Raw genomic sequence first — 20,640 nt, 5'->3', positions numbered from 1 at the left:
CGACGCCGACACCACCCTCACCCTGAAGGGCATCCAGCTCTCAAGCCTCGCCCAGGACGACTTCCGCTTCGCCTGAGCCCCAGGACACAGCAACGCAAAGGGAAAGGGCGCCGAACGGCGCCCTTTTCGTGTTTCAGGGACTGGCGGATTGGGACCGTTCCTCGCTGCCCGAAAGTCCTGGAATTCCGGGCCGGCGCGATCATGGCAGGTGCCGAGCAGACGTTGCAGGCGCGGATCTGCAGGCTGCCTGCCGGTTTGACACGACCGGGCTGCCGACCATAGCGGATACTGGCGATGACCGTGTTGCAGGCGGTACAGTCGGGCATCATCACCCTGTTCTCAAGCCGAAAGGGCTCTCAGGGCCGATCGGCGCCCCCTCCTGCCAAGGCGAGGCCTTCCCGGGCGCGCGCGCTCGATCCTTGCCGCCAGGCGACCGCGCCGGAGGCGGAGCCGGCATGGGCCATCATCTTTTCGCGTTTGAAAAGAATGCCATATCCGACCGCCTTCAGAGCATTCTTCAGGATTTTACCGAGGCCGGGCTCCGGCAGCCCGTATTTGCGTGCGATGTACCCCTCCGACCAGGCGAGGTGCCAGCGCGCGGTAAAGCGGCGCTGCGGCGATGGCTTGCTGGAGCGGCCGCGGCCATGCCGGGCCTCGGCGCCGTCGACATGGATCAGGGCCTGGCCGGCATCGCGCAGGCGCCGGCAGAGATCGTCATCCTCGTAGAACAGGAAGATCTCGGGATCGAAGCCGCCAAGCGCCAGGAAGACCTCGCGCCGCAGCAGCAGGCAGGCGCCGGACAGGAAGGGCAGGCAGGCATCGCCTTGCGGCAGCACGATTTCGCGGGCCCGGTTGAGATGATCGGGCGAGAGCAGCGAGCGCGGCTGCAGGAAAACCCGGCCGGAGGGCTCGATCAGGCGCGGCGCGAAGGCCGCGGCGTCCGGATAGGCGGCGGCGGCGGCGAGCAGGGCGGCGACCGCGCCCTTGCCGATCTCGAGATCGGGATTGACGATCAGGACGAACGGCGTGTCCGCCGCTCCGGCACCACGATTATTGGCGCGGCCATAGCCCTCGTTGCGTGCGTTGCGCAGCACTTTCGCACCGCAGCGCTCGGCGATGGCGGCCGAACCGTCAGTGCTGGCATTGTCGACGACCAGCGCCCGGACGCCCTCCCCGGCCAGCGCCGCGAGGCAGGCGGGCAGGACCTCGGCACTGTCATAGGCGACGACGATCGCAGTGATGTCGGAAGGCGAGGAAGTCATGCAAGCGCATGTGCGCGGGAAGTCGCGCGCGGGCAAGCGGAAATCAGCGCCGCGCCCTGGCTTGCAGCTCGCGCTGCAGTTCAGCACGCTCGCTCGCCTCGCAACGGCGCGGCGCCTTGTAGGACTTCACCGCATAGCTCGCATTGGCCGCGATGAAACGGGCGCGGTCTTCCCGCGGCAAACCGGCGATGATCCGGCCACGATCGACGCCAACACCGCAGTCATAGGCGCGTGAGACGCGCGAGGCGGTGAATTCCGGCGTGCCGGGGACAGGACCGGCGCCGACGCCGACGCAGCCGGCGAGGCTGCAGGCGGCGAGCGCCGCGAGGCTCGGCTTCAGCGCGGGCATCGGCGTCAGAGCGTTTCGAAGCGGTTGGCGCGGACGGTCTTCATCTGGCCGCGCAACGTGGCCCGCTCCTCGACCGTGCAGGGCTCAGGACGGATGCCCTGGTTGATGGTCTGCGCTTCCGAGATGGTGACATAGGTCGAGCGGGCGCCGGCAATCTGCTCCGGCGTCGCGCCGCGCACCCGCTCCGCCTGCAGGAAGCGGTCGAGCGTGTCGCGGCGCGCATAGCCGGCATTGCAGGCGCTGGCACGCGAGACGATGCCGGCGAGCACCGTGGCACGCGCCGCGCTCGGATTGGAGGGCGTCGAGACGCAGGCCGAGAGGACGGGCAGCAGCGTGAGAGCCGGCGCCAGAAGGCGCACGGCAGGCAAGCTAGGCATGGAGGTCAGCCGTTCTTCTCGGGCAGGTTGAGGCGCAGATGCAGTTCGCGGAGCTGCTTCGGCGTCACGTTGGAGGGCGCCCCCATCAACAGGTCGACGGCCTGCTGGTTCATCGGGAAGAGAGCGACCTCGCGCAGATTGGTCGCACCGGCGAGCAGCATGATGATCCGGTCGATGCCGGCCGCCATGCCGCCATGCGGCGGCGCGCCGTACTGGAAGGCGCGGTACATGCCGCCGAAGCGCTCGACCACCGTCTCCTCGCCATAGCCGGCGATCTCGAAGGCCTTCACCATCGCTTCCGGCTTGTGGTTGCGGATGCCGCCGGAGGCGAGCTCATAGCCGTTGCAGGCAATGTCGTACTGGAAGGCCTTGATGGCGAGCGGATCCTCTTCCTTCAACGCCTTCAGGCCGCCCTGCGGCATCGAGAAGGGGTTGTGCGAGAAATCGACCTTCTTGTCGTCCTCGTTGTACTCGTACATCGGGAAGTCGACGATCCAGGCGAAGGCGAAGGCGTTCTCGTCGATCAGGCCCAGTTCCGAGCCGACCTTGTTGCGGGCCGAACCGGCGAACTTGTAGAACTTGTCCGGGTTGCCGGCGGTGAAGAAGCAGGCATCGCCGCCCTTCAGCCCCATCTGGGCGATGATCGCGGCGACGCGCTCAGGGCCGATGTTGTTGGCGATCGGCCCCTGCCCTTCGCCGTCCTCCTTGACCATCAGATAGCCGAGGCCGGGCTGGCCTTCGCCCTGTGCCCAGGAATTCATGCGGTCGCAGAAGGCGCGGCTGCCGCCGCCCGGCGCGGGAATCGCCCAGACGCGGTTCTTCTCGTCCTCGAGGATGCGGGCGAAGACCTTGAAGCCCGAGCCGCGGAAATGCTCGGAGACGTCCTGCATGACCAGCGGGTTACGCAGGTCGGGCTTGTCGGAGCCGTATTTGGCGATCGCTTCGGCATAGGGGATGCGCGGCCAGTTGTTGGTGACCGACTTGCCGCCGCCGAACTCCTCGAAGACGCCGGCGATGACCGGCTCCATGGTGCGGAAGACGTCTTCCTGCTCGACGAAGCTCATCTCGACGTCGAGCTGGTAGAACTCGCCGGGCAGGCGGTCGGCGCGCGGGTCCTCGTCGCGGAAGCAGGGCGCGATCTGGAAGTAGCGGTCGAAGCCCGCCATCATCAGGAGCTGCTTGTACTGCTGCGGCGCCTGCGGCAGGGCGTAGAAATGGCCGGGATGCAGCCGGCTCGGCACCAGGAAGTCGCGTGCGCCCTCGGGCGACGAGGCCGTCAGGATCGGCGTCTGGAATTCGGAGAAGCCGGACTGCTTCATCTGCGTGCGCAGATAGTCGATCACCTTGCCGCGCAGGATGATGTTGTTGTGCAGCTTCTCGCGACGCAGGTCGAGGAAGCGGTACTTGAGCCGGGTGTCCTCGGGGTATTCGAGATCGCCGAAGACCGGCAGCGGCAGTTCAGCCGACGGGCCGAGCACCTCGATCGCGGTCGCGAAGACCTCGACGGCGCCGGTGGCGAGGTTGGCGTTCTCGGTGCCCGCGAAGCGCGCCTTGACCTTGCCGTCAATGCGCACGACCCATTCCGAGCGCAGCTCCTCGGCGTCGCGGAAGGCCGGAGAATCCGGATCGATGACGACCTGGGTCATGCCGTAATGGTCGCGCAGGTCGATGAAGAGCACGCCACCATGGTCGCGGATGCGGTGGCACCAGCCGGAGAGGCGCACGGTCGAGCCGATGTCGCTCTCACGGAGCGCGCCACAGGTATGGGAACGATAGCGGTGCATGGTCACGGGATCAGGCTTTCCGGGCATTCGGGCGGGCCCGACGGGGCCGCGCGACGGTCTGTGGCGTAAGCACACGCAGGCGGCGAGCTTGTCAAGAAGCGCGGGCCATGGAGCCGTCATGACCGGCATGGTCGAAGCGCGCGGATATTCCTTCCCGCAGGCCGCCCGCACTGCCAAAAAGCAGGGATCGGCCGGTGCTTTCCGCGTGAAAGTGGTTTCCACTTTGGCGGAACATGCCTTAAGAGCCGCCCATGAACCTGATCAGCACTACCGCGGAACTGAGCGAGGCGTGCACGCGCCTGGCGCAGCATCCTTTCGTCACGGTCGACACCGAGTTCCTGCGGGAGACGACATATTATCCGAAGCTCTGCCTGATCCAGCTCGCCTCGCCTGACGAAGCCGTGCTGGTCGACCCGCTGGCGCCCGATCTCAGCCTCGAGCCCTTCCTGGCGCTGATGAGCGACCCCAATGTGGTCAAGGTCTTCCACGCTGCCAGACAGGACCTCGAAATCGTCTGGATGATCGGCAGGCTGATCCCCGCCCCGCTCTTCGACACGCAGGTCGCGGCGATGGTCTGCGGCTACGGCGACTCCGTCGGCTACGAGCAGCTTGCCAACGACCTCGCCAAGGCGCGGATCGACAAGTCCTCGCGCTTCACCGACTGGTCGCGCCGGCCGCTGACCGAGGCGCAGCTCGCCTATGCCGAATCCGATGTGACGCATCTGCGCGACATCTATCTCGCGCTCGCGGCCGACCTCGCCGAGAGCGGCCGCGAGAACTGGGTCGCGGAAGAGATGGCGGTGCTGAACTCGCCGGGCACCTATGAGGTCAAGCCGGAGAACGCCTGGCTGCGGCTGAAGGGCCGCATCCGCAAGCCGAAGGAACTCGCCGCGCTGATCGAACTCGCCGCCTGGCGCGAGCGCGAGGCGCAGCATCGCGACGTTCCGCGCCAGCGCGTGCTCAAGGACGACGCGTTGATGGACATCGTCCAGCGCGCACCACGCTCGGCCGAGGCGCTCGGCGAGCTGCGCTCGGTGCCGAACGGTTTCGAGCGCTCGCGGGCGGGCGCCGAGGTTCTCGCCGCGATCGAACGCGCGCAGGCCCTCGATCCGCAGACGCTGCCGAGACTCGAGCGCGAGCGCGGCCGGCCGGCAAATGGCGCCGTGCTCGACTTGCTCAAGGTCCTGCTCAAGGCGACCGCCGACGCCGAGCGCGTCGCCCCGAAGATCATCGCCTCCAGCGACGATCTCGAAGCCATCGCCTTCGACGATGAGGCAGACGTGCCGGCCCTGCAGGGCTGGCGGCGCGAGGTCTTCGGGGAGAAGGCGCTGGCGCTGAAGAACGGCTCGCTCTCGCTGCGGGTGGTGCGCGGGCGCGTCACCGTCGGCTGATCGCCGGCTCGCTGCCCTGCTCCCGGAGCGCAGCCTTCAGCCGGCGCGCTCCAGCAGCGAAGAATCACCGTAGGAATAGAAGCGGTATTGCTCAGCGATCGCATGGGCATAGGCGCGTTTCATCACCTCGAGTCCGCAGAAGGCGGAGACGAGCATGAACAGCGTCGAACGCGGCAGATGGAAGTTGGTGAGCAGGAGGTCGACCGCCCGGAAGCGATAGCCCGGCGTGATGAAGATCGCGGTGTCGCCCGAGAAGGGCTGAATCACGCCATCCTCGCCGGTCGCGCTTTCGAGAAGGCGCAGCGAGGTCGTTCCGACCGCGACGATGCGCCCGCCCGCGGCGTGCACCGCGTTCAGGGCCGCTGCCGTCTCTGCGCTGACCGTGCCCCACTCGGCATGCATGCGGTGCTCGTCGGTATCGTCGGCCTTGACCGGCAGGAAGGTGCCGGCGCCGACATGGAGCGTGACGAAATGGCGTGAGACGCCGCGCTTCTCCAACGCCGCGAACAGCTCAGGGGTAAAGTGAAGCCCGGCGGTCGGCGCGGCAACGGCGCCCTCTTCACGGGCATAGGTCGTCTGGTAGTCGCGGGCATCGGCAAGATCGGTCGGGCGCTTGCCGGCGATATAGGGCGGCAGCGGCAGCTCGCCGAGCCTGACGATCGCCTCGTCGAGCGCCGCACCTGAAAAGGCGAAGCGCAGCTCGACCTCGCCGCCCTCGCCCTTGCCGGTCACCTCGGCCTGGAGCCGGCCGAGCTCGCAGATATTGCTGGCGCTGTCGTCGCCGAAGAGGATGGTTTCGCCGATCGCGACTTTCTTCGCCGGACGGGCGAAGGCCAGCCAGCGGTCGCTGGCCTCGCGCTTGTGCAGCATGATCTCCACCCGCGCCGAGGCATCACCGCGATGGCGGCGACCATAGAGGCGCGAGGGGATGACGCGGGTGTCGTTGAGGACAAGCGCATCGCCGGGACGCAGCAGCGCGACGAGGTCGCGCACGCCGCGATCCTCGAAGGCGGCATCGGCTCCCGGCCGAACGACGAGCAGGCGGGCCGAATCGCGCGGATTGGCGGGCCGCAGCGCGATCCGCTCCTCCGGCAGGTCGAAGTCGAAGAGACCGACGTCCACGATGCGGCCTGCTCCGGCCCTATGCGGCTCAGGCGTCCGCCATCACCTTCATCGAGACGATCGAATCGGGATCGCGCACCGGCTCGCCGCGCTTGATCTTGTCGACGTTGTCCATGCCTTCCACGACCTCGCCCCAGACCGTGTACTGCTTGTCGAGGAAGCGGGCGTCGTCGAAGACGATGAAGAACTGGCTGTTGGCCGAGTTCGGGTTCTGGGCGCGGGCCATCGAGCAGACGCCGCGGACATGCGGCTCGGCGTTGAACTCGGCCTTCAGGTCAGGATAGCTCGAACCGCCGGTGCCGGTGCCGTGCGGGCAGCCGACCTGGGCCATGAAGCCGTCGATGACGCGGTGGAAGACGATGCCGTCATAGAAGCCCTCGCGCGCGAGCAGCTTCAGGCGCTCGACATGGCCGGGCGCGAGGTCGGGGCGCAGCTTGATGACCACGCGGCCCTTGGTGGTCTCCATGACGAGGGTGTTCTCGGGGTCGAGCGACATCAGACTGCTCTCTGGTTGGACGGCGCGCGGCCGTAGAAGCGGATGGTTATAGGTCGGCCTGCGATACTCCCTCCGAGCCCGGGCGACAACCTCATTGGCGTGCAATCGCGCACGGCGGCTATCAGCGAATTGCTGAAGCGCTCGCGCAGGCCGGGCGAAGCCCGCCGCATCTCCCAGGTAACGCGGGGCTGGCCGAACAGCGTGCCGTCGCGGCGCAGACTGAAGCGGACGGTCGCCGCGGCGGCGGCCGTCGGCCCATCGAGCATCGGCGGCTGCCAGCAGCGCCGCAGCGCCGGCGCGATCTGGTCGAGCCGGTCGAGGGTCTCGGCGCCGAGCGCGGCCGTCTCCGGCGAAACCGTGCCGATGACGCCGCTGCCGGTGCCCGGCGGCTGCGGAGGCACGGCCCGGCGGTAGTCGCCCTCGCCGAATGGGCCGCCGATTCCGGGCATGTAGCGCTGGCCGCTCTGCGGTGGCAGCACCGGGTTCTGATAGCCGGAGGGTGGCGGCAGCACCGGATTCTGGAAGCCGGAGGGCGGCGGGAGGCCGAGATCGCGCGTGTCCTGCGCCAGACCGGGCCTGCTGCCGGCGAAGGCCAGCAGCAGCAGCAGCGCCAGGACGGGCAGGCGCGCGCGCATCGGCGGCTTACTTGGCGTCGGACTGCAGGCGCATGCGGACGATCTTGTCCGGAGCGGTCACTGAGCCATTGTTGGCCGAGCTGCCCTTCTTGATCTTGCGGACGACGTCCATGCCGGAGACGACTTCGCCGAAGAGCGTGTACTGGCCGGTCAGCGAGCCGCAACCCTCGAAGCAGATGAAGAACTGGGAGTTGGCGGAGTCGGGGCTCTGCGAGCGGGCCATGCCGACCGAACCGACCTTGTAGGGCGTCGGCGTGAATTCGGCCGGGATGTTCGGCAGGTCGGAACCGCCGGTGCCATTGCCCTTCGGGTCGCCGGTCTGGGCCATGAAGCCGTCGATGACGCGGTGGAAGACGATGCCGTCATAGAAGCCGCGCTTGGTCAGCGTCTTGATCTGCTCGACATGCTTGGGCGCGAGATCCGGGCGCAGGCGGATGGTGACCTTGCCATCCTTGGTCTCGAGCACGAGCGTGTTCTGCGGATCGGGAGCCTGCGCCTGGGCAAGGGCAATCGAGGCGGAAAAGGCCAGGGCGGCGATGATGGGGCGAAGCATGGAGCGTCTCCTGGCCGCCGGGACGCCCGACGGCTCTACGATACGGCAGGTAGCGGCATCCTTTGACCGGAACAAGGCGCAGGAACGGGCCGCCGAGAAGAATGTTGCACCGCACAAGAGCAAGCTGGAATAATTATGCAAATAATTCGAGCCAAAGCTGCCTAAACGGATGACAGCGCGATCGTGATCGGCTAACTCTCGATTGCTGGGCGCGCCTGACCAAGGTTCGGGCGCCGCGGACCAGGTCTCGGGAGGAACAAACGCCCGCCTAGTATATGAGCCGCGCTTGCTGCAACCGCGCGCCGATACTGCGGTAAAAAACAAACTTCAAAGGCAAGGCTCAGGCCTTGCCTTTTGTTTTTGGCGCTTCCCACTCGCTATTGCCGAACCTTCAGCCTGAGCACGGTCATCACCAGGTCAGCCAAGTTCGAGCAAGGCTGCTGGGCCGTCTTGCGGCTATCCCGGCATGCGCCGATCCCGCTCGTTCAATTCGATCGTAAGCGGTCCTAAAGGTCGACGAACGACCAGAGATACCAGACGCCGACAAAGATGATCGCGGCGATCACGGTCGTCGCCAGCGCCTTTTTCGCCAGCAGCGGCGCCTGCGGCGCACCCGGGTCGGTGCCGTCGCTGACCGCACCGCCTTCCGACTGGCTGCGCACGCCGAATGGCAGCACGGCGAAGAGCACCGTCCACCAGATCACGAAATAGACCGCAATCCCGCCCGTGATGGTCATGTGCGGCTCCCTTCCGCCTCTGCACGCGCCAGCGCGATGCAGGAGAATGCGACCAGCGCCTCCGTCGGAACCCCGAAGCGAGCCGTGTGCCTGGCCGGCAGGCCGCCCGGGAAATGCTTGACGTATTCGGCGTTGCAGGCAGCGTAATCCGCCGGGTCTGTGATCAGCATGGTAACCTGGACGACCCGGTCGAGTCCGCTACCGGCTTCTTCCAGTATCCGCGTGATGTAGGCCAGCGCCTCGCGCACCTGCTGCGCCGGCGTCTCGCCGCGGATGACGCCACGCGCCGGATCGTGTGGTGCCGACTGGCCGGAGACGAAGACGAGACCGCCGGCACGCGTTGCCAGACTGAACGGGCGCGGCGAACCCGCTTCCGGCTCGCCGAAGAACTCGATCGGAGAATCGCTCACGGCTCAGGCCTGCTCGAGCTCGACGAGCGTGCCGCAGAAATCCTTCGGGTGGAGGAAGAGCACCGGCTTGCCATGCGCGCCGATGCGAGGCTCTCCGGAGCCGAGGACACGGGCGCCCTGCGCCTTCAGCCGGTCGCGCGCCGCCAGGATATCGTCGACCTCGTAGCAGATGTGATGGATGCCGCCATCGGCATTGCGCTCGAGGAACTTGGCGATCGGCGAATCCTCGCCCATCGGCTCGAGCAACTCGATCTTGGTGTTTGGCAGCTCGACGAACACGACGGTGACCCCGTGCTCCGGCTGCGGCAGCGGCTGCGAGACCCGGGCGCCGAGCGTGTCGCGATAGAGCGCCGTCGAAGCCGCGAGATCCTTCACTGCGATGGCGACGTGGTTGAGGCGTCCGATCATGCGAGGCTCCGCGGCTACGGGATTGACGAAGGAAGGTGCGGGCCGGGGCCCGCCGGGCGCCCTTCCTAGCACTGGCGAGCGGCAGCTCGCCACTCGTCAGACCTCGATCACGAGGGCGTTGACCAGCGGCTTCTTGCCCCACTCCTCGTTGACCGCGCTACGGATGCCGCGTTCGAGTGCGCTGCGCACCGCCTCGGAGTCGCGGCGCTTCGCCTTGGGCATGCCGGCGATCAGATCCTCGACCGCGTCGGCGACGATGTCGTCGAAAGACGTACCGTCCTTGGCCAGGACCGGCAGTCCGAGCAGCGCGATCTCGGGATCGCCGGCGAGTTCGCCCTTCTCGTCCATCGCCACCGCTACCGAGACGATGCCGGCGAAGGAGAGCTTGCGGCGCTCGGCGACGGTGCGCTCCTGCGCAGCGACGAGGAGCATCCCGTCCTGATAGAGCCGCCCGTGCCGGACTTCGGTCAGCTTGCGGGCACCTTCCGCCGAGATGCCGACCACGTCGCCATTGGCTGCGCGCAGCACATGCTTGACGCCGACGCCGCGGGCGAAGGCGGCGTGCTCGGAGAGATGCAGGTCCTCGCCATGGGCGGGGATCGCGATCTTCGGCTTCAGCCAGCCATAGAGCCGCGCCATCTCCTCGCGACGAGGATGGCCGGAGACGTGGACGAGATGGGTCCGGTCGGTGATGATCTCGATATTGTCGCGGGCGAGCGCGTTCAGAATGTTGCCGACCGCCTTCTCATTGCCCGGAATGGTGCGCGACGAGAAGATCACGCGGTCGCCCTTGGCGAGCGTGATCTCGGGATGGTCGTCGGAGGCGATGCGGGAGAGCGCGGCGCGCGGCTCGCCCTGGCTGCCGGTCAGCAGGGCAACGACCTTGTCGCGCGGCAGGTAGCCATAGGTGTCGACCGAGCGGAAGGCGGGAATGCCTTCGAGATAGCCGCACTCACGAGCGACATCGATAACGCGGTCCATGGCGCGGCCGACGACGACGACCTCGCGCTGATCGGCCATCGCCGCCTCCGCCACGGCGCGCAGCCGCGCAACGTTGGAGGCGAAGGTCGTGACGGCGACACGCGCCGGCGCCGAATGGACAAGTTCCTTGAGCTTGGCGGCGACGTCGGCCTCGCTCGGGCTGATGCCGTCGCGCATGACGTTGGTGGAGTCGCAGACCAGCGCCAGCACGCCCTCCTCCCCGAGTTCGCGCAGCCGCGCCTCGTCGGTCGGCAGGCCGACCTGCGGCGTCGGGTCGATCTTCCAGTCGCCGGTGTGGACGACGAGGCCGACGGGGGTACGGATCGCCAAGGCGTTCGATTCGGGAATCGAGTGCGCGACCGGGACGAACTCGATGTCGAACGGGCCGAGCGTGATGCGGCCGCCCTGCGCCACGACATGCATCGGCACCTTCGGCGCGCCGGGCTCCGAGAGCCGGCGGGTTGCCAGCAGCCCGGCGGCGAAGCGGGTGCAGTAGACCGGCGCGCGCAACGCCGGCCAGAGCGCGGCGAGCGCGCCAATATGGTCCTCATGGGCATGGGTGATGACGATGCCCAGCAGGTTCTCCTTGTCCTCGACGATGTAGGTCAAGTCGGGGAGGACAATGTCGACGCCAGGCACTTCCGGGCCGGCGAAAGAGAGGCCGCAATCGACCAGGATCCATTTGCGCCTGCCCTCCGGCCCGAAGCCGTAGAGAGCGGCATTCATGCCGATCTCGCCGAGACCTCCGAGCGGGACGAAGACGAGCTGGTCACTGGAACGGGTCACGGGCAATCCTGACTTGGGAAGCGGAGGCACGATGCGCGCCTCGGGAAATGGCGGGCAGGCCTAGCACGTGCGTCGGCCTACCTCCAGACTTGCATCCTCGGGGGCGCCGCGGCTTTTCTGCCCGGGTGGGTCCGACAGCCGCAATCCACGGACGCGCGCACGAGCAGACCATCCCGCAAGAGAGCCCGTTTCAGTCGGAAGCGAGGATGTTGCCCTTCGTCACCCTGCAGGACTGGCTGACGGGACGCGCCGTCAGTCGCATGCCGAAGCGCTCCAGCGACATCCGGCAGCTATACCCGCCGGCCTGCGCCGAGATATGGAAGGATTGCGTGCCGGTTCCGCCCCGGGGGCTGCGCCACGGCCGGCTCACGCCATTGCCGTTCCAGCGAAAGCCGCCGCCCCCGCCTTCGCCGCTGATCGCTTCGAAGGCTCGGTCGGATGCCGGATGGCCGCTTTCGAGGGCGAACTTGTGAAAGATCCGTCCCTTCGTCGAGAAATAGAGCCGGTCCCGCCAGATCTGCCGGACGAAATTGCCGTTCGGAAACTCCAGGACTTCCTCATAATGCGAGGCGATCGAATATCCCGCCAGCGCTTCCTGGCCCAGCGCCTGCGCCCGAGCCCCGGACGATGACGCGACGAGGCAACCGAAGATCAGCGCCAGCAGGATCTGCATTGAAAGGCCTCGACGACGACAAGGCACTCGGAGATTCCATCCTTGCGGTGGGCCCCCTCGGTTTCAAGCCTGTGCGCCGAAGAAAAGATCGCCCGCATCGATGACGCGCCGCCCGGCCGCGGTGTCCAACTCGAGGCGTCCCACCGGATCCAGGCCATGGAAGCGCCCCGAGACTGGCCCCTCCGGCAGGCGCAGGGTTACCGTCTCGCCGAGGAAGGCGGCGCGCTCGAGCCAGGCGGCGCGCGTCGGGCCAAAGCCGCCGGGAAGGGACCAGGCGGAAAAGCGGCGATGCCAGGCCTCTGCGAGCGCAACAAGCAAGCGCTCGACGCTCGCGCCCTGCGCATGCTCCGCCAGATGCGTCGCAGCGTAAGGCGTGTCCTGCGGCGAAGAGGCGATGTTGACGCCGAGACCGATGATGACGCTGAACTGCCCTGCCCGGCTCTCACCCTCGAGCAACAGACCGGCCGATTTGGCGCGGTCGATCAGCAAGTCGTTCGGCCATTTGAGCGCGAGCCGCGGCGCCGACAGGCCGGTCACGGCCGCGGCGGCATCATGCAGCGCCAGCCCGGCGAGGAAGCCGAGCTGCGGCGCCAGAACCGGCTCACAGGGAGCGACCAGGAGCAGGCTGGCGTAGAGATTGCCGGGGGGCGAGCCCCATTGCCGGCCATGCCGGCCGCGGCCGGCGTTTTGGCTGCGTGCCACGATCCAGAGCTTGCCTGGATCGCCCTGGCCGAGCGCGAGGCGGGCCTCCTCCATGGTGGAGGCGACCTCGTCGCGCACGATCAGGCGATAGCCGGCGCTCCGCGCCGCCTCGCCGAGCACGCTCAGAACAGCGACTTGGCTGCCACAGCCGCCGAGTTGAACAGCGGCGCCGGCATCAGCGAGAGCGCCAGCACGAACAGGGCCGAGATCAGGAGCACGCCGCGCACGCTGGCATCACCCTTGTCGAAGGCTGGCTTGGCGTCGTCAAAATACATGACCTTGACGAGGCGCAGATAGTAGTAGGCGCCAACCACGCTGGTCACGACGCCGATCACGGCGAGGGTGTAGAGCTTGGCGTCGATCGCGGCGAGGAAGACGTAGAACTTCGCCCAGAAGCCGGCCAGCGGCGGGATGCCGGCGAGCGAGAACATCATCATCGAGAAGGCGAAGGCCATCCACGGGTTGGTCCGCGACAGGCCGGCGAGCTCGTCGATGTTCTCCACCGGCTTGCCGTCGCGGCGCATCATCAGGATGCAGGCGAAGGCGCCGAGCGTGGTGGCGAGGTAGATCGCCATATAGGTCATCACGCCCTGGACGCCGGCCGCCGTGCCGGCCGCGAGGCCGACCAGCGCGTAGCCCATGTTCGCGATCGAGGAATAGGCCATCAGGCGCTTGATGTTGCGCTGACCGATGGCGGCGAAGGCGCCGAGCGCCATCGAGGCGATCGAGATGAAGATGATGATCTGCTGCCAGTCGTGCAGCGCGCCCGGGAAGGCGCCGACGAAGATGCGGATCGTCATCGCCATCGCGGCGATCTTGGGCGCCGAGGCGAAGAAAGCGGCGACCGGGGTCGGCGCACCCTCGTAGACGTCGGGCGTCCACATGTGGAACGGCACGGCCGAGATCTTGAAGGCGACGCCGGCGGCGATGAAGACGAGGCCGAAGATCAGGCCGAGGCCGGGATGGCCGCCCTGCACCGCGGCGGCGATGCCGGCATAGCTCACCGTCCCGGTGAAGCCGTAGACCAGCGAGGCGCCGTAGAGCAGCATGCCGGAGGAGAGAGCGCCGAGCACGAAGTACTTCAGGCCGGCCTCGGTCGACTTCTCGTTCTCGCGGTTGAAGGCGGCGACGACATAGAGCGCGAGCGACTGCAGCTCGAGGCCGACATAAAGGCCGATCAGGTCGCTGGCCGAGATCATCATCATCATGCCGATGGTCGCCAGCACGATCAGGATCGGAAACTCGAAGCGCATCGCGCCGTCGCGGCGCAGGAAATCGGCCGAGAGCAGCACGGCGGCGCCGGCGCCGATCAGCGTCAGCACCTTCATGAAGCGGGCGAAGCCGTCGGCGACGAAGGCGCCGTTGAAGGTCACGGCCTTGCCCTCGCCGCGCAGGACCAGGACCAGCACGAGCGCGAGCAGCGCGAGCGTTGCGATTTCGAGCGTGCGCGTCGAGCGCTCGCCCTGGATGGCGCCGTAGAGCACCATGGCGATCGCGCCGATCGCGAGGACGATTTCCGGCAGCGCAGGGCCGAGAGCGGGCAAGGTCATCTCGATCAGCCTTATTGTACGACCAGCATGGCCGTCTTGGCGGCGGCGATGGCGGCTTGGTAGTTCTTGATCAGGGCTTCGGTCGGCGCGGCGAAGGCGTCGAGGATCACGCCGGGCGCGATGCCGTACCAGATCGTCAGCAGGACCAGCGGCACGAAGATCGCGATCTCGCGGCCGTTCAGGTCCGTGATGTCCTTCAGCTCGGGCTTTACCAGCTCGCCGAAAACGACCCGGCGATAGAGCCAGAGCGCGTAGGCGGCCGAGAGGATCACGCCCGAGGTCGCAATCAGCGCCACCCAGGGATTGGCCTTGAAGGCGCCCATCAGCGTCAGGAACTCACCGACGAAGCCGGCCGTGCCGGGCAGGCCGACATTGGCCATGGTGAAGATCATGAACACCACGGCATAGAGCGGCATGCGGTTCACTAGCCCGCCATAGGCGGCGATCTCGCGGGTGTGCATGCGATCGTAGATCACGCCGACGCAGAGGAAGAGCGCGCCCGAGACCAGCCCGTGGCTGACCATCTGGAACATCGCGCCCTGGATGCCCTGCGGCGTCAGGGTGAACAGTCCCATCGTCACGAAGCCCATATGGGCGACCGACGAGTAGGCGATCAGCTTCTTGATGTCCTCCTGCATCAGCGCCACCAGCGAGGTGTAGACGATGGCGATGACGGAGAGCGCGAAGACCAGCGGCGCGAACATCGCCGAGGCATCCGGGAACATCGGGATCGAGAAACGGATGAAGCCGTAACCGCCCATCTTCAGCAGGATCGCCGCCAGGATGACCGAGCCGGCCGTCGGCGCCTCGACGTGCGCATCGGGCAGCCAGGTGTGCACCGGCCACATCGGCATCTTCACCGCAAAGGAGGCGAAGAAGGCGAGCCAGAGCCAGGGCTGCATCGAGACCGGGAAATGGTGCTTCAGCAGGGTCGGAATGTCGGTCGTGCCGGCGTTCCAGTACATCGCCATCAGCGCCAGCAGCATCAGCACCGAGCCGAGCAGCGTGTAGAGGAAGAACTTGTAGGAGGCGTAGACCCGGCGCTTGCCGCCCCAGATGCCGATGATCAGGAACATCGGGATCAGGCCGGCCTCGAAGAACAGGTAGAACAGCACGAGGTCGAGCGCGACGAAGACGCCGATCATCAGTGTCTCGAGGATCAGGAACGCGACCATGTACTCGCGCACCCGCTTCTCAACCGAGGTCCAGGACGCCAGGATGCAGAACGGCATCAGGAAGGCGGTCAGCACCACGAAGGGGAAGGAGAAGCCGTCGACGCCGAGCTTGAACTTGATGGCTTCGGACACCCAGCCATGGGTCTCGACCATCTGGAAGCCGGGATTGGCCGAGTCGAACCGCCCCCAGGCGACGAGCGCCAGGATGAAGGTCGCGATCGTGGTGATCAGCGCGGCATAGCGCGCGTTCGAATTGACCGAGGCCTCGTCGCCGCGCTGCGCCAGGATGAAGGCGGCGCCGACCAGCGGCAGGACCAGAAGCCCGGTGAGGATACCGAAACCGAACATCATCTCACCCGCGCAGGAGATACCAGGTCACCAGCCCGGCGACGCCGATCAGCATGGTGAAGGCATAGTGATAGAGATAGCCGGTCTGAAGCCGGACGACGCGATTGGTGACGTCGACCACCCGGGCCGAGATGCCATCCGGGCCCATGCCGTCGATGACGAAGCCATCGCCCTTCTTCCAGAGGAACTTCCCGAGCCACATCGAGGGCTTCACGAACAGGAAGTCGTAGATCTCGTCGAAGTACCACTTGTTGAGCAGGAAGCGGTAGAGCACCGGGTTGGCGGCCGCGAGCTTGCCCGGCACGTCCGGCCGCAGCACGTACATATAGAGCGCGAGCAGGAAGCCGATCAGCATCGCGAAGAAAGGTGACCAGACCACCCACTTCGGCACTTCGTGCATCGCGTGCAGGATGTGGTTGTCCTTGCCGGTGAAGATCGCGCCCTTCCAGAAGGCGTCATAGCCGTCGCCGATGAAGACGCCCTTGAAGGCGAAGCCGGCGGCGATCGCGCCGATCGAGAGCAGCGCGAGCGGGATCAGCATCGAGAGCGGGCTCTCATGCGGCGTGTGGTCGTGATGACCATGGCCATGATCGTCGTGACCATGGGCGTGGTCGTCATGCTTGCCGTGAGCCGCATGCGCGTGATCGTCGTGGCCATGCGCGTCATGACCGTGGCCGGCCCAGCGCGGGGCGCCCTCGAAGGTCATGAAGTAGAGCCGCCAGGAGTAGAACGAGGTCATCAGGGCGGCGACCACCAGCAGCACGAAGGCGTAGGAACTGGCGAAGCCGCCATGGCCGACCGAGGCGTAGGCGCTCTCGATGATCGCGTCCTTCGAGAAGTAGCCGGCGAAGTACGGGAAGCCGGTCAGCGCCAGCGTGCCGATCGTCATCGCCGCCGCGGTCAGCGGAATGTGCTTCCGCAGGCCGCCCATGTTCCGCATGTCCTGCTCATGGTGCATCGCATGGATGACCGAGCCGGCGCCCAAGAACAGCAGAGCCTTGAAGAAGGCGTGCGTGAAGAGGTGGAAGATGCCGGCCGAATAGGCGCCGACGCCGAGCGCGACGAACATGTAGCCGAGCTGCGAGCAGGTCGAATAGGCGATGACGCGCTTGATGTCGTTCTGCACCAGACCGACGGTCGCGGCGAAGAAGGCTGTCGTCGCGCCGACCACGACCACGACGGTCAGGGCGACCGGGGCGTATTCGAAGATCGGCGAGAGGCGGGCCACCATGAAGACGCCGGCGGTGACCATGGTCGCGGCATGGATCAGCGCGGAGACCGGGGTCGGGCCCTCCATCGCGTCCGGCAGCCAGGTGTGCAGCAGGAACTGCGCCGACTTGCCCATCGCGCCCATGAAGAGCAGCAGGCAGGTCAGGGTCAGGGCGTTCCACTCATAGCCGATGAAGCGGAAGGTCTGCGAGGTCAGCTCGCCCGCCTTCGGGAAGATCGCATCGAAGGTGACCGCGCCGAACAGCACGAAGACCAGGAAGATGCCGAGCAGGAAGCCGAAATCGCCGACGCGGTTGACGATGAAGGCCTTCATCGCCGCGGCATTGGCCGAGGGCTTCTGATACCAGAAGCCGATCAGCAGATAGGAAGCGAGACCGACGCCTTCCCAGCCGAAGAACATCTGGACGAGGTTGTCGGCCGTCACCAGCATCAGCATGGCGAAGGTGAAGAGCGAGAGATAGGCGAAGAAGCGCGGCCGATGCGGATCCTCGTGCATGTAGCCGATCGAGTAGAGGTGCACGAGCGACGACACGGAGTTGACGACGACCAGCATCACCACGGTCAGCGTGTCGATGCGGAAGGCCCAGTCGACGCGCAGATCGGCCGAGGCCAGCCAGGTCGCGACCTGGATGCGGGTGGTGCCGGAACCGAAGCCGACCTGGAAGAGCGCGACCCAGGAGAGCAGCGCCGCGACCAGCAGCAGGGCGGTGGTGACGATCTCCGACGCGCGCGCGCCGATCAGCCGGCCGAAGAGGCCGGCGATCAGGAAGCCGATCAGAGGGAGGAAGACGATCGCGTGATACATGGCAAGATGCGGGCGCCGGGAAGCGCTCAGCCTTTCATCATGTTGATGTCTTCCACCGCGATCGTGCCGCGGTTGCGGAAGTAGACGACGAGAATGGCGAGTCCGATGGCGGCTTCAGCGGCCGCGACGGTCAACACCAGCAGTGCGAAGATCTGGCCGACGATGTCGCCGAGGAAGCTCGAGAACGCGACGAAATTGATGTTCACCGCGAGCAGGATGAGCTCGACCGACATCAGGATGACGATGACGTTCTTGCGGTTGATGAAGATGCCGAGCACGCCCAGCGTGAACAGGATCGCGCCGACCGCGAGATAATGGCCCAGACCGATCATTACGCGAGCTCCTCGGGAACGCCGGCGCGCGAGGGCACCTTCTTCACGTCCATCGCGGTCGCCTTGGTGCGGGCGTTCTGCGCGACGATGTCCTGGCGCTTGACGCCGGGCCGCTCGCGCAGGGTCAGCACGATGGCGCCGATCATGGCGACGAGCAGGACGAGCCCCGCCGCCTGGAAATAGTAGATGTACTGGGTGTAGAGCACCCGGCCGATGGCCTCGGTGTTGCTGATGTTGCTCGGGATCGCGGCGACAGGCGCGCGCACGATCTGCGGGTCGATGGCCCAGGTCCCGACGACGAGCAAGAGCTCGACCGCGAAGATCAGGCCGATCAGCGCACCGATCGGCAGGTACTGCAGGAAGCCCTGGCGGAACTCGGCGAAATCGACGTCGAGCATCATCACCACGAAGAGGAAGAGCACGGCGACGGCGCCGACATAGACGACGATCAGCAGCATCGCCAGGAACTCGGCCCCGAGCAGCAGGAACAGGCCGGCCGCATTCACGAAGGCGAGGATCAGGAACAGCACCGAATGCACGGGATTGCGCGCCGCCACCACCATCAGCCCTGAGGCGATGGTGATCCCGGAGAACAGATAGAAGAAAGCCGCTGCGGCATTCATCTTCGCCAGCCTTTCCGCCCGTCGGGGCGGCCCTCGTTTTTCGTCGCGCACCGGGCCTTGCGTGAGTCCCGGTGCAGTTTGGAGCGTCTATAGTCAGGCCTACCCGAAGCGACAACCGCGCGGCGGGCTTCCGTCCTCAGCGATAAGGGGCGTCCATCGCGATGTTGCGCGCGATCTCGCGCTCCCACCGGGCCCCGTTCGCGAGCAGCCGGTCCTTGTCGTAGAACAGCTCCTCGCGCGTCTCGGTCGCGAACTCGAAGTTCGGCCCCTCGACGATGGCATCGACCGGGCAAGCCTCCTGGCAGAAGCCGCAATAGATGCACTTGGTCATGTCGATGTCGTAACGCGTCGTGCGGCGCGTGCCGTCATTGCGGCGCGGGCCGGCCTCGATGGTGATGGCCTGCGCCGGGCAGATCGCCTCGCAGAGCTTGCAGGCGATGCAACGTTCCTCGCCGTTCGGATAGCGGCGCAGCGCGTGCTCGCCCCGGAAGCGCGGCGAGAGCTGCCCCTTCTCGAAGGGATAGTTCAGCGTCGCCTTGGGCTTGAAGAAATAGCGCATCGACAGGACGAACGCGCCGACGAACTCCTTGAGGAGCAGTCCCTTGGCAGCTTGCGCGAGTGACATCGCCTCACGTTCCTCTTCATTCCCTTCAACCGAACAACGTCCGGCCGATGACGTAACCCAAAACCGGCATGCCGCCGACCATCAGCACCAGCAGGATCGCCCGGAGCAGGCGGATGCGCCGCTCGTAGTCGTCATGCTCGGCCTGCGTCTTCGACGGGTTCGTCCGGCGCAAAGCCGCCGTGACGGTACCCCCGATCAGCTTGTATTCGAGCCAGCCCAGGACGAAGCCGATCAGGGCTCCGAGCGGGCCGGCCCAGCCTTCCACTAACGCACCGGGCCCCAGCCCGTGATCTGCAGCACCGCCGCGACCACGACCACCGAAGCGAGCGACAGCGGCAGGAACACCTTCCAGCCCAGTCGCATCAGCTGGTCATAGCGGTAGCGCGGCACGAAGGCCTTCACCATCGCGAACATGAAGAAGACCAGGCAGACCTTGAGCGCGAACCAGAACACGCCCGGCAGCCAGGTGAACGGCGCCACCGGGAACGGCGGCAGCCAGCCCCCAAGGAACAGGATCGTGGTCATCGAGCACATGGTCATGATCGCCACGTATTCGCCGAGCATGAACAGCAGATACGGGGTCGACGCGTACTCGACCATGAAGCCCGCAACGAGCTCCGACTCCGCCTCGGGCAGGTCGAAGGGCGGGCGGTTCGTCTCGGCCAGCGCCGAGATGAAGAAGATCACGAACATCGGGAAGAGCGGCAGCCAGTACCAGCCGAACATGCCGGCGCTGGAGTTCTGCGCCTCGACCACCGCCGAGAGGTTCAGCGAGCCGACGCAGAGCAGCACGGTGATGATCACGAAGCCGATCGAGACCTCGTAGGAGACCATCTGCGCCGCCGAGCGCAGCGCGCCCATGAACGGGTACTTCGAGTTTGAGGCCCAGCCGCCCATGATCACGCCATAGATGCCGAGCGACGAGATCGCGAGGATGTAGAGCACGCCGACATTGATGTCGGCGATCGCCCAGCCCTCGGCGACCGGGATCACGGCCCAGGCCGCCAGCGCGAGAACGCAGGAGACCAGCGGCGCCAGCAGGAAGACGCCCTTGTTGGCGCCAGCCGGGATAATCGGCTCTTTGAAGACGAACTTCAAAAGGTCCGCGAAGCTCTGGAACAGGCCGAAGGGCCCGACCACGTTCGGGCCGCGGCGCAACTGCACCGCCGCCCAGATCTTGCGGTCGGCGAGCAGGATATAGGCGATGAAGACCAGCAGGCAGACCAGCAGCAGCAGGCTCTTGCCGGCGATGATCGCGAGGTCGAGGACGAGGTCCCAGTTCATCT

Annotated in this window: 23 protein-coding genes; 1 reads left to right on the top strand and 22 read right to left on the bottom strand. The window is 66.7% G+C overall.

The window, feature by feature from the left end; all coding sequences use genetic code 11:
- Nucleotides 1-356 precede the first annotated feature (356 nt).
- The 4 genes from RKE40_RS23445 to aspS are packed head-to-tail and all read right to left on the bottom strand — an operon-like array spanning nucleotide 357 to nucleotide 3,772.
- Entirely contained in the window at nucleotides 357-1,262 is a 906-nt protein-coding gene (locus RKE40_RS23445) for a glycosyltransferase family 2 protein (RefSeq protein ID WP_316020614.1), read from the bottom strand.
- A 43-nt stretch (nucleotides 1,263-1,305) separates the two neighbouring features.
- Entirely contained in the window at nucleotides 1,306-1,611 is a 306-nt protein-coding gene (locus tag RKE40_RS23440) for a hypothetical protein (protein ID WP_316020613.1), read from the bottom strand.
- Nucleotides 1,612-1,616: 5 nt separating this feature from the next.
- On the bottom strand, nucleotides 1,617-1,988 hold the full coding sequence (locus RKE40_RS23435; RefSeq protein WP_316020612.1) for a hypothetical protein: 372 nt from the start codon (nucleotides 1,986-1,988) through the stop codon (nucleotides 1,617-1,619).
- Between the two features lie 5 nt (nucleotides 1,989-1,993).
- The gene (gene aspS / locus RKE40_RS23430; protein ID WP_316020617.1) at nucleotides 1,994-3,772 is read right to left on the bottom strand and encodes an aspartate--tRNA ligase; all 1,779 of its coding nucleotides are present in this window, start codon (nucleotides 3,770-3,772) and stop codon (nucleotides 1,994-1,996) included.
- Between the two features lie 251 nt (nucleotides 3,773-4,023).
- On the opposite strand from aspS, the gene rnd reads away from it, so the two are divergent.
- Nucleotides 4,024-5,163 (top strand): ribonuclease D, encoded by a 1,140-nt coding sequence (gene rnd, locus RKE40_RS23425; RefSeq protein ID WP_316020611.1) that lies wholly within the window; start codon nucleotides 4,024-4,026, stop codon nucleotides 5,161-5,163.
- Between the two features lie 36 nt (nucleotides 5,164-5,199).
- Here rnd and queA read toward each other — a convergent pair whose 3' ends face one another.
- From queA to nuoH, 18 genes are all read right to left on the bottom strand, one after another.
- Nucleotides 5,200-6,285 (bottom strand): tRNA preQ1(34) S-adenosylmethionine ribosyltransferase-isomerase QueA, encoded by a 1,086-nt coding sequence (gene queA, locus RKE40_RS23420; RefSeq protein WP_316020610.1) that lies wholly within the window; start codon nucleotides 6,283-6,285, stop codon nucleotides 5,200-5,202.
- 28 nt (nucleotides 6,286-6,313) lie between these two features.
- Nucleotides 6,314-6,781 carry a peptidylprolyl isomerase gene (locus RKE40_RS23415; protein ID WP_316020609.1) on the bottom strand — a complete coding sequence of 156 codons (468 nt, stop codon included), beginning with the start codon at nucleotides 6,779-6,781 and terminating at the stop codon, nucleotides 6,314-6,316.
- Complete coding sequence (locus RKE40_RS23410) at nucleotides 6,781-7,416, bottom strand: hypothetical protein (protein WP_316020608.1); 636 nt, start codon at nucleotides 7,414-7,416, stop codon at nucleotides 6,781-6,783. The genes RKE40_RS23415 and RKE40_RS23410 overlap by 1 nt, the downstream gene beginning before the upstream one ends.
- Nucleotides 7,417-7,423: 7 nt before the next feature.
- Nucleotides 7,424-7,969, bottom strand: coding sequence for a peptidylprolyl isomerase (locus RKE40_RS23405; protein WP_316020607.1), 546 nt, complete (start codon nucleotides 7,967-7,969; stop codon nucleotides 7,424-7,426).
- Nucleotides 7,970-8,475: 506 nt separating this feature from the next.
- Entirely contained in the window at nucleotides 8,476-8,706 is a 231-nt protein-coding gene (locus tag RKE40_RS23400; RefSeq protein ID WP_316020606.1) for a DUF1467 family protein, read from the bottom strand.
- Entirely contained in the window at nucleotides 8,703-9,116 is a 414-nt protein-coding gene (locus RKE40_RS23395; RefSeq protein ID WP_316020605.1) for a RidA family protein, read from the bottom strand. The genes RKE40_RS23400 and RKE40_RS23395 overlap by 4 nt, the downstream gene beginning before the upstream one ends.
- Nucleotides 9,117-9,119: 3 nt before the next feature.
- Nucleotides 9,120-9,524 (bottom strand): methylmalonyl-CoA epimerase, encoded by a 405-nt coding sequence (mce, locus tag RKE40_RS23390; protein WP_066475443.1) that lies wholly within the window; start codon nucleotides 9,522-9,524, stop codon nucleotides 9,120-9,122.
- A 96-nt stretch (nucleotides 9,525-9,620) separates the two neighbouring features.
- Entirely contained in the window at nucleotides 9,621-11,291 is a 1,671-nt protein-coding gene (locus tag RKE40_RS23385; protein WP_316020604.1) for a ribonuclease J, read from the bottom strand.
- 190 nt (nucleotides 11,292-11,481) lie between these two features.
- Nucleotides 11,482-11,964, bottom strand: a complete 483-nt coding sequence (locus RKE40_RS23380; RefSeq protein WP_316020603.1) for a hypothetical protein — start codon at nucleotides 11,962-11,964, stop codon at nucleotides 11,482-11,484.
- 63 nt (nucleotides 11,965-12,027) lie between these two features.
- Nucleotides 12,028-12,786: a biotin--[acetyl-CoA-carboxylase] ligase gene (locus RKE40_RS23375; RefSeq protein WP_316020602.1), complete on the bottom strand. Its 759-nt coding sequence runs from the start codon at nucleotides 12,784-12,786 to the stop codon at nucleotides 12,028-12,030.
- Between the two features lie 2 nt (nucleotides 12,787-12,788).
- Nucleotides 12,789-14,216, bottom strand: a complete 1,428-nt coding sequence (nuoN, locus tag RKE40_RS23370) for an NADH-quinone oxidoreductase subunit NuoN (RefSeq protein ID WP_390893504.1) — start codon at nucleotides 14,214-14,216, stop codon at nucleotides 12,789-12,791.
- Nucleotides 14,217-14,227: 11 nt separating this feature from the next.
- On the bottom strand, nucleotides 14,228-15,739 hold the full coding sequence (locus tag RKE40_RS23365) for an NADH-quinone oxidoreductase subunit M (protein WP_066475605.1): 1,512 nt from the start codon (nucleotides 15,737-15,739) through the stop codon (nucleotides 14,228-14,230).
- A 4-nt stretch (nucleotides 15,740-15,743) separates the two neighbouring features.
- Complete coding sequence (gene nuoL, locus RKE40_RS23360; RefSeq protein WP_316020601.1) at nucleotides 15,744-17,774, bottom strand: NADH-quinone oxidoreductase subunit L; 2,031 nt, start codon at nucleotides 17,772-17,774, stop codon at nucleotides 15,744-15,746.
- A 26-nt stretch (nucleotides 17,775-17,800) separates the two neighbouring features.
- Nucleotides 17,801-18,106 carry an NADH-quinone oxidoreductase subunit NuoK gene (nuoK, locus tag RKE40_RS23355; protein ID WP_066475432.1) on the bottom strand — a complete coding sequence of 102 codons (306 nt, stop codon included), beginning with the start codon at nucleotides 18,104-18,106 and terminating at the stop codon, nucleotides 17,801-17,803.
- Nucleotides 18,106-18,729, bottom strand: a complete 624-nt coding sequence (locus tag RKE40_RS23350; protein WP_316020600.1) for an NADH-quinone oxidoreductase subunit J — start codon at nucleotides 18,727-18,729, stop codon at nucleotides 18,106-18,108. The genes nuoK and RKE40_RS23350 overlap by 1 nt, the downstream gene beginning before the upstream one ends.
- Nucleotides 18,730-18,865: 136 nt before the next feature.
- A complete protein-coding gene (gene nuoI, locus RKE40_RS23345; RefSeq protein WP_066475429.1) occupies nucleotides 18,866-19,354 on the bottom strand; it encodes an NADH-quinone oxidoreductase subunit NuoI in 489 nt (162 codons plus the stop codon).
- Between the two features lie 25 nt (nucleotides 19,355-19,379).
- Nucleotides 19,380-19,619: a hypothetical protein gene (locus tag RKE40_RS23340; RefSeq protein ID WP_316020599.1), complete on the bottom strand. Its 240-nt coding sequence runs from the start codon at nucleotides 19,617-19,619 to the stop codon at nucleotides 19,380-19,382.
- On the bottom strand, nucleotides 19,619-20,638 hold the full coding sequence (gene nuoH / locus RKE40_RS23335; RefSeq protein WP_066475422.1) for an NADH-quinone oxidoreductase subunit NuoH: 1,020 nt from the start codon (nucleotides 20,636-20,638) through the stop codon (nucleotides 19,619-19,621). The genes RKE40_RS23340 and nuoH overlap by 1 nt, the downstream gene beginning before the upstream one ends.
- Nucleotides 20,639-20,640: the final 2 nt, after the last annotated feature.

The sequence above is a fragment of the Allobosea rubneri genome, assembly GCF_032464875.1.
In the GTDB taxonomy this organism is placed as follows: Bacteria; Pseudomonadota; Alphaproteobacteria; order Rhizobiales; family Beijerinckiaceae; genus Allobosea; species Allobosea rubneri.
The sequence above is the reverse complement of the archived record's forward strand: the minus strand, read 5'-3'. Positions and strand labels throughout refer to the sequence as shown.

Coding starts and splice junctions, on each gene's coding strand:
- RKE40_RS23445 (WP_316020614.1), bottom strand. CDS start 1,262: ATGACTTCCTCGCCTTCCGACATCACTGCGATCGTCGTCGCCTATGAC.
- RKE40_RS23440 (WP_316020613.1), bottom strand. CDS start 1,611: ATGCCCGCGCTGAAGCCGAGCCTCGCGGCGCTCGCCGCCTGCAGCCTC.
- RKE40_RS23435 (WP_316020612.1), bottom strand. CDS start 1,988: ATGCCTAGCTTGCCTGCCGTGCGCCTTCTGGCGCCGGCTCTCACGCTG.
- aspS (WP_316020617.1), bottom strand. CDS start 3,772: ATGCACCGCTATCGTTCCCATACCTGTGGCGCGCTCCGTGAGAGCGAC.
- rnd (WP_316020611.1), top strand. CDS start 4,024: ATGAACCTGATCAGCACTACCGCGGAACTGAGCGAGGCGTGCACGCGC.
- RKE40_RS23415 (WP_316020609.1), bottom strand. CDS start 6,781: ATGTCGCTCGACCCCGAGAACACCCTCGTCATGGAGACCACCAAGGGC.
- RKE40_RS23410 (WP_316020608.1), bottom strand. CDS start 7,416: ATGCGCGCGCGCCTGCCCGTCCTGGCGCTGCTGCTGCTGCTGGCCTTC.
- RKE40_RS23405 (WP_316020607.1), bottom strand. CDS start 7,969: ATGCTTCGCCCCATCATCGCCGCCCTGGCCTTTTCCGCCTCGATTGCC.
- RKE40_RS23400 (WP_316020606.1), bottom strand. CDS start 8,706: ATGACCATCACGGGCGGGATTGCGGTCTATTTCGTGATCTGGTGGACG.
- mce (WP_066475443.1), bottom strand. CDS start 9,524: ATGATCGGACGCCTCAACCACGTCGCCATCGCAGTGAAGGATCTCGCG.
- RKE40_RS23380 (WP_316020603.1), bottom strand. CDS start 11,964: ATGCAGATCCTGCTGGCGCTGATCTTCGGTTGCCTCGTCGCGTCATCG.
- nuoN (WP_390893504.1), bottom strand. CDS start 14,216: ATGACCTTGCCCGCTCTCGGCCCTGCGCTGCCGGAAATCGTCCTCGCG.
- RKE40_RS23365 (WP_066475605.1), bottom strand. CDS start 15,739: ATGTTCGGTTTCGGTATCCTCACCGGGCTTCTGGTCCTGCCGCTGGTC.
- nuoL (WP_316020601.1), bottom strand. CDS start 17,774: ATGTATCACGCGATCGTCTTCCTCCCTCTGATCGGCTTCCTGATCGCC.
- nuoK (WP_066475432.1), bottom strand. CDS start 18,106: ATGATCGGTCTGGGCCATTATCTCGCGGTCGGCGCGATCCTGTTCACG.
- RKE40_RS23350 (WP_316020600.1), bottom strand. CDS start 18,729: ATGAATGCCGCAGCGGCTTTCTTCTATCTGTTCTCCGGGATCACCATC.
- nuoI (WP_066475429.1), bottom strand. CDS start 19,354: ATGTCACTCGCGCAAGCTGCCAAGGGACTGCTCCTCAAGGAGTTCGTC.
- nuoH (WP_066475422.1), bottom strand. CDS start 20,638: ATGAACTGGGACCTCGTCCTCGACCTCGCGATCATCGCCGGCAAGAGC.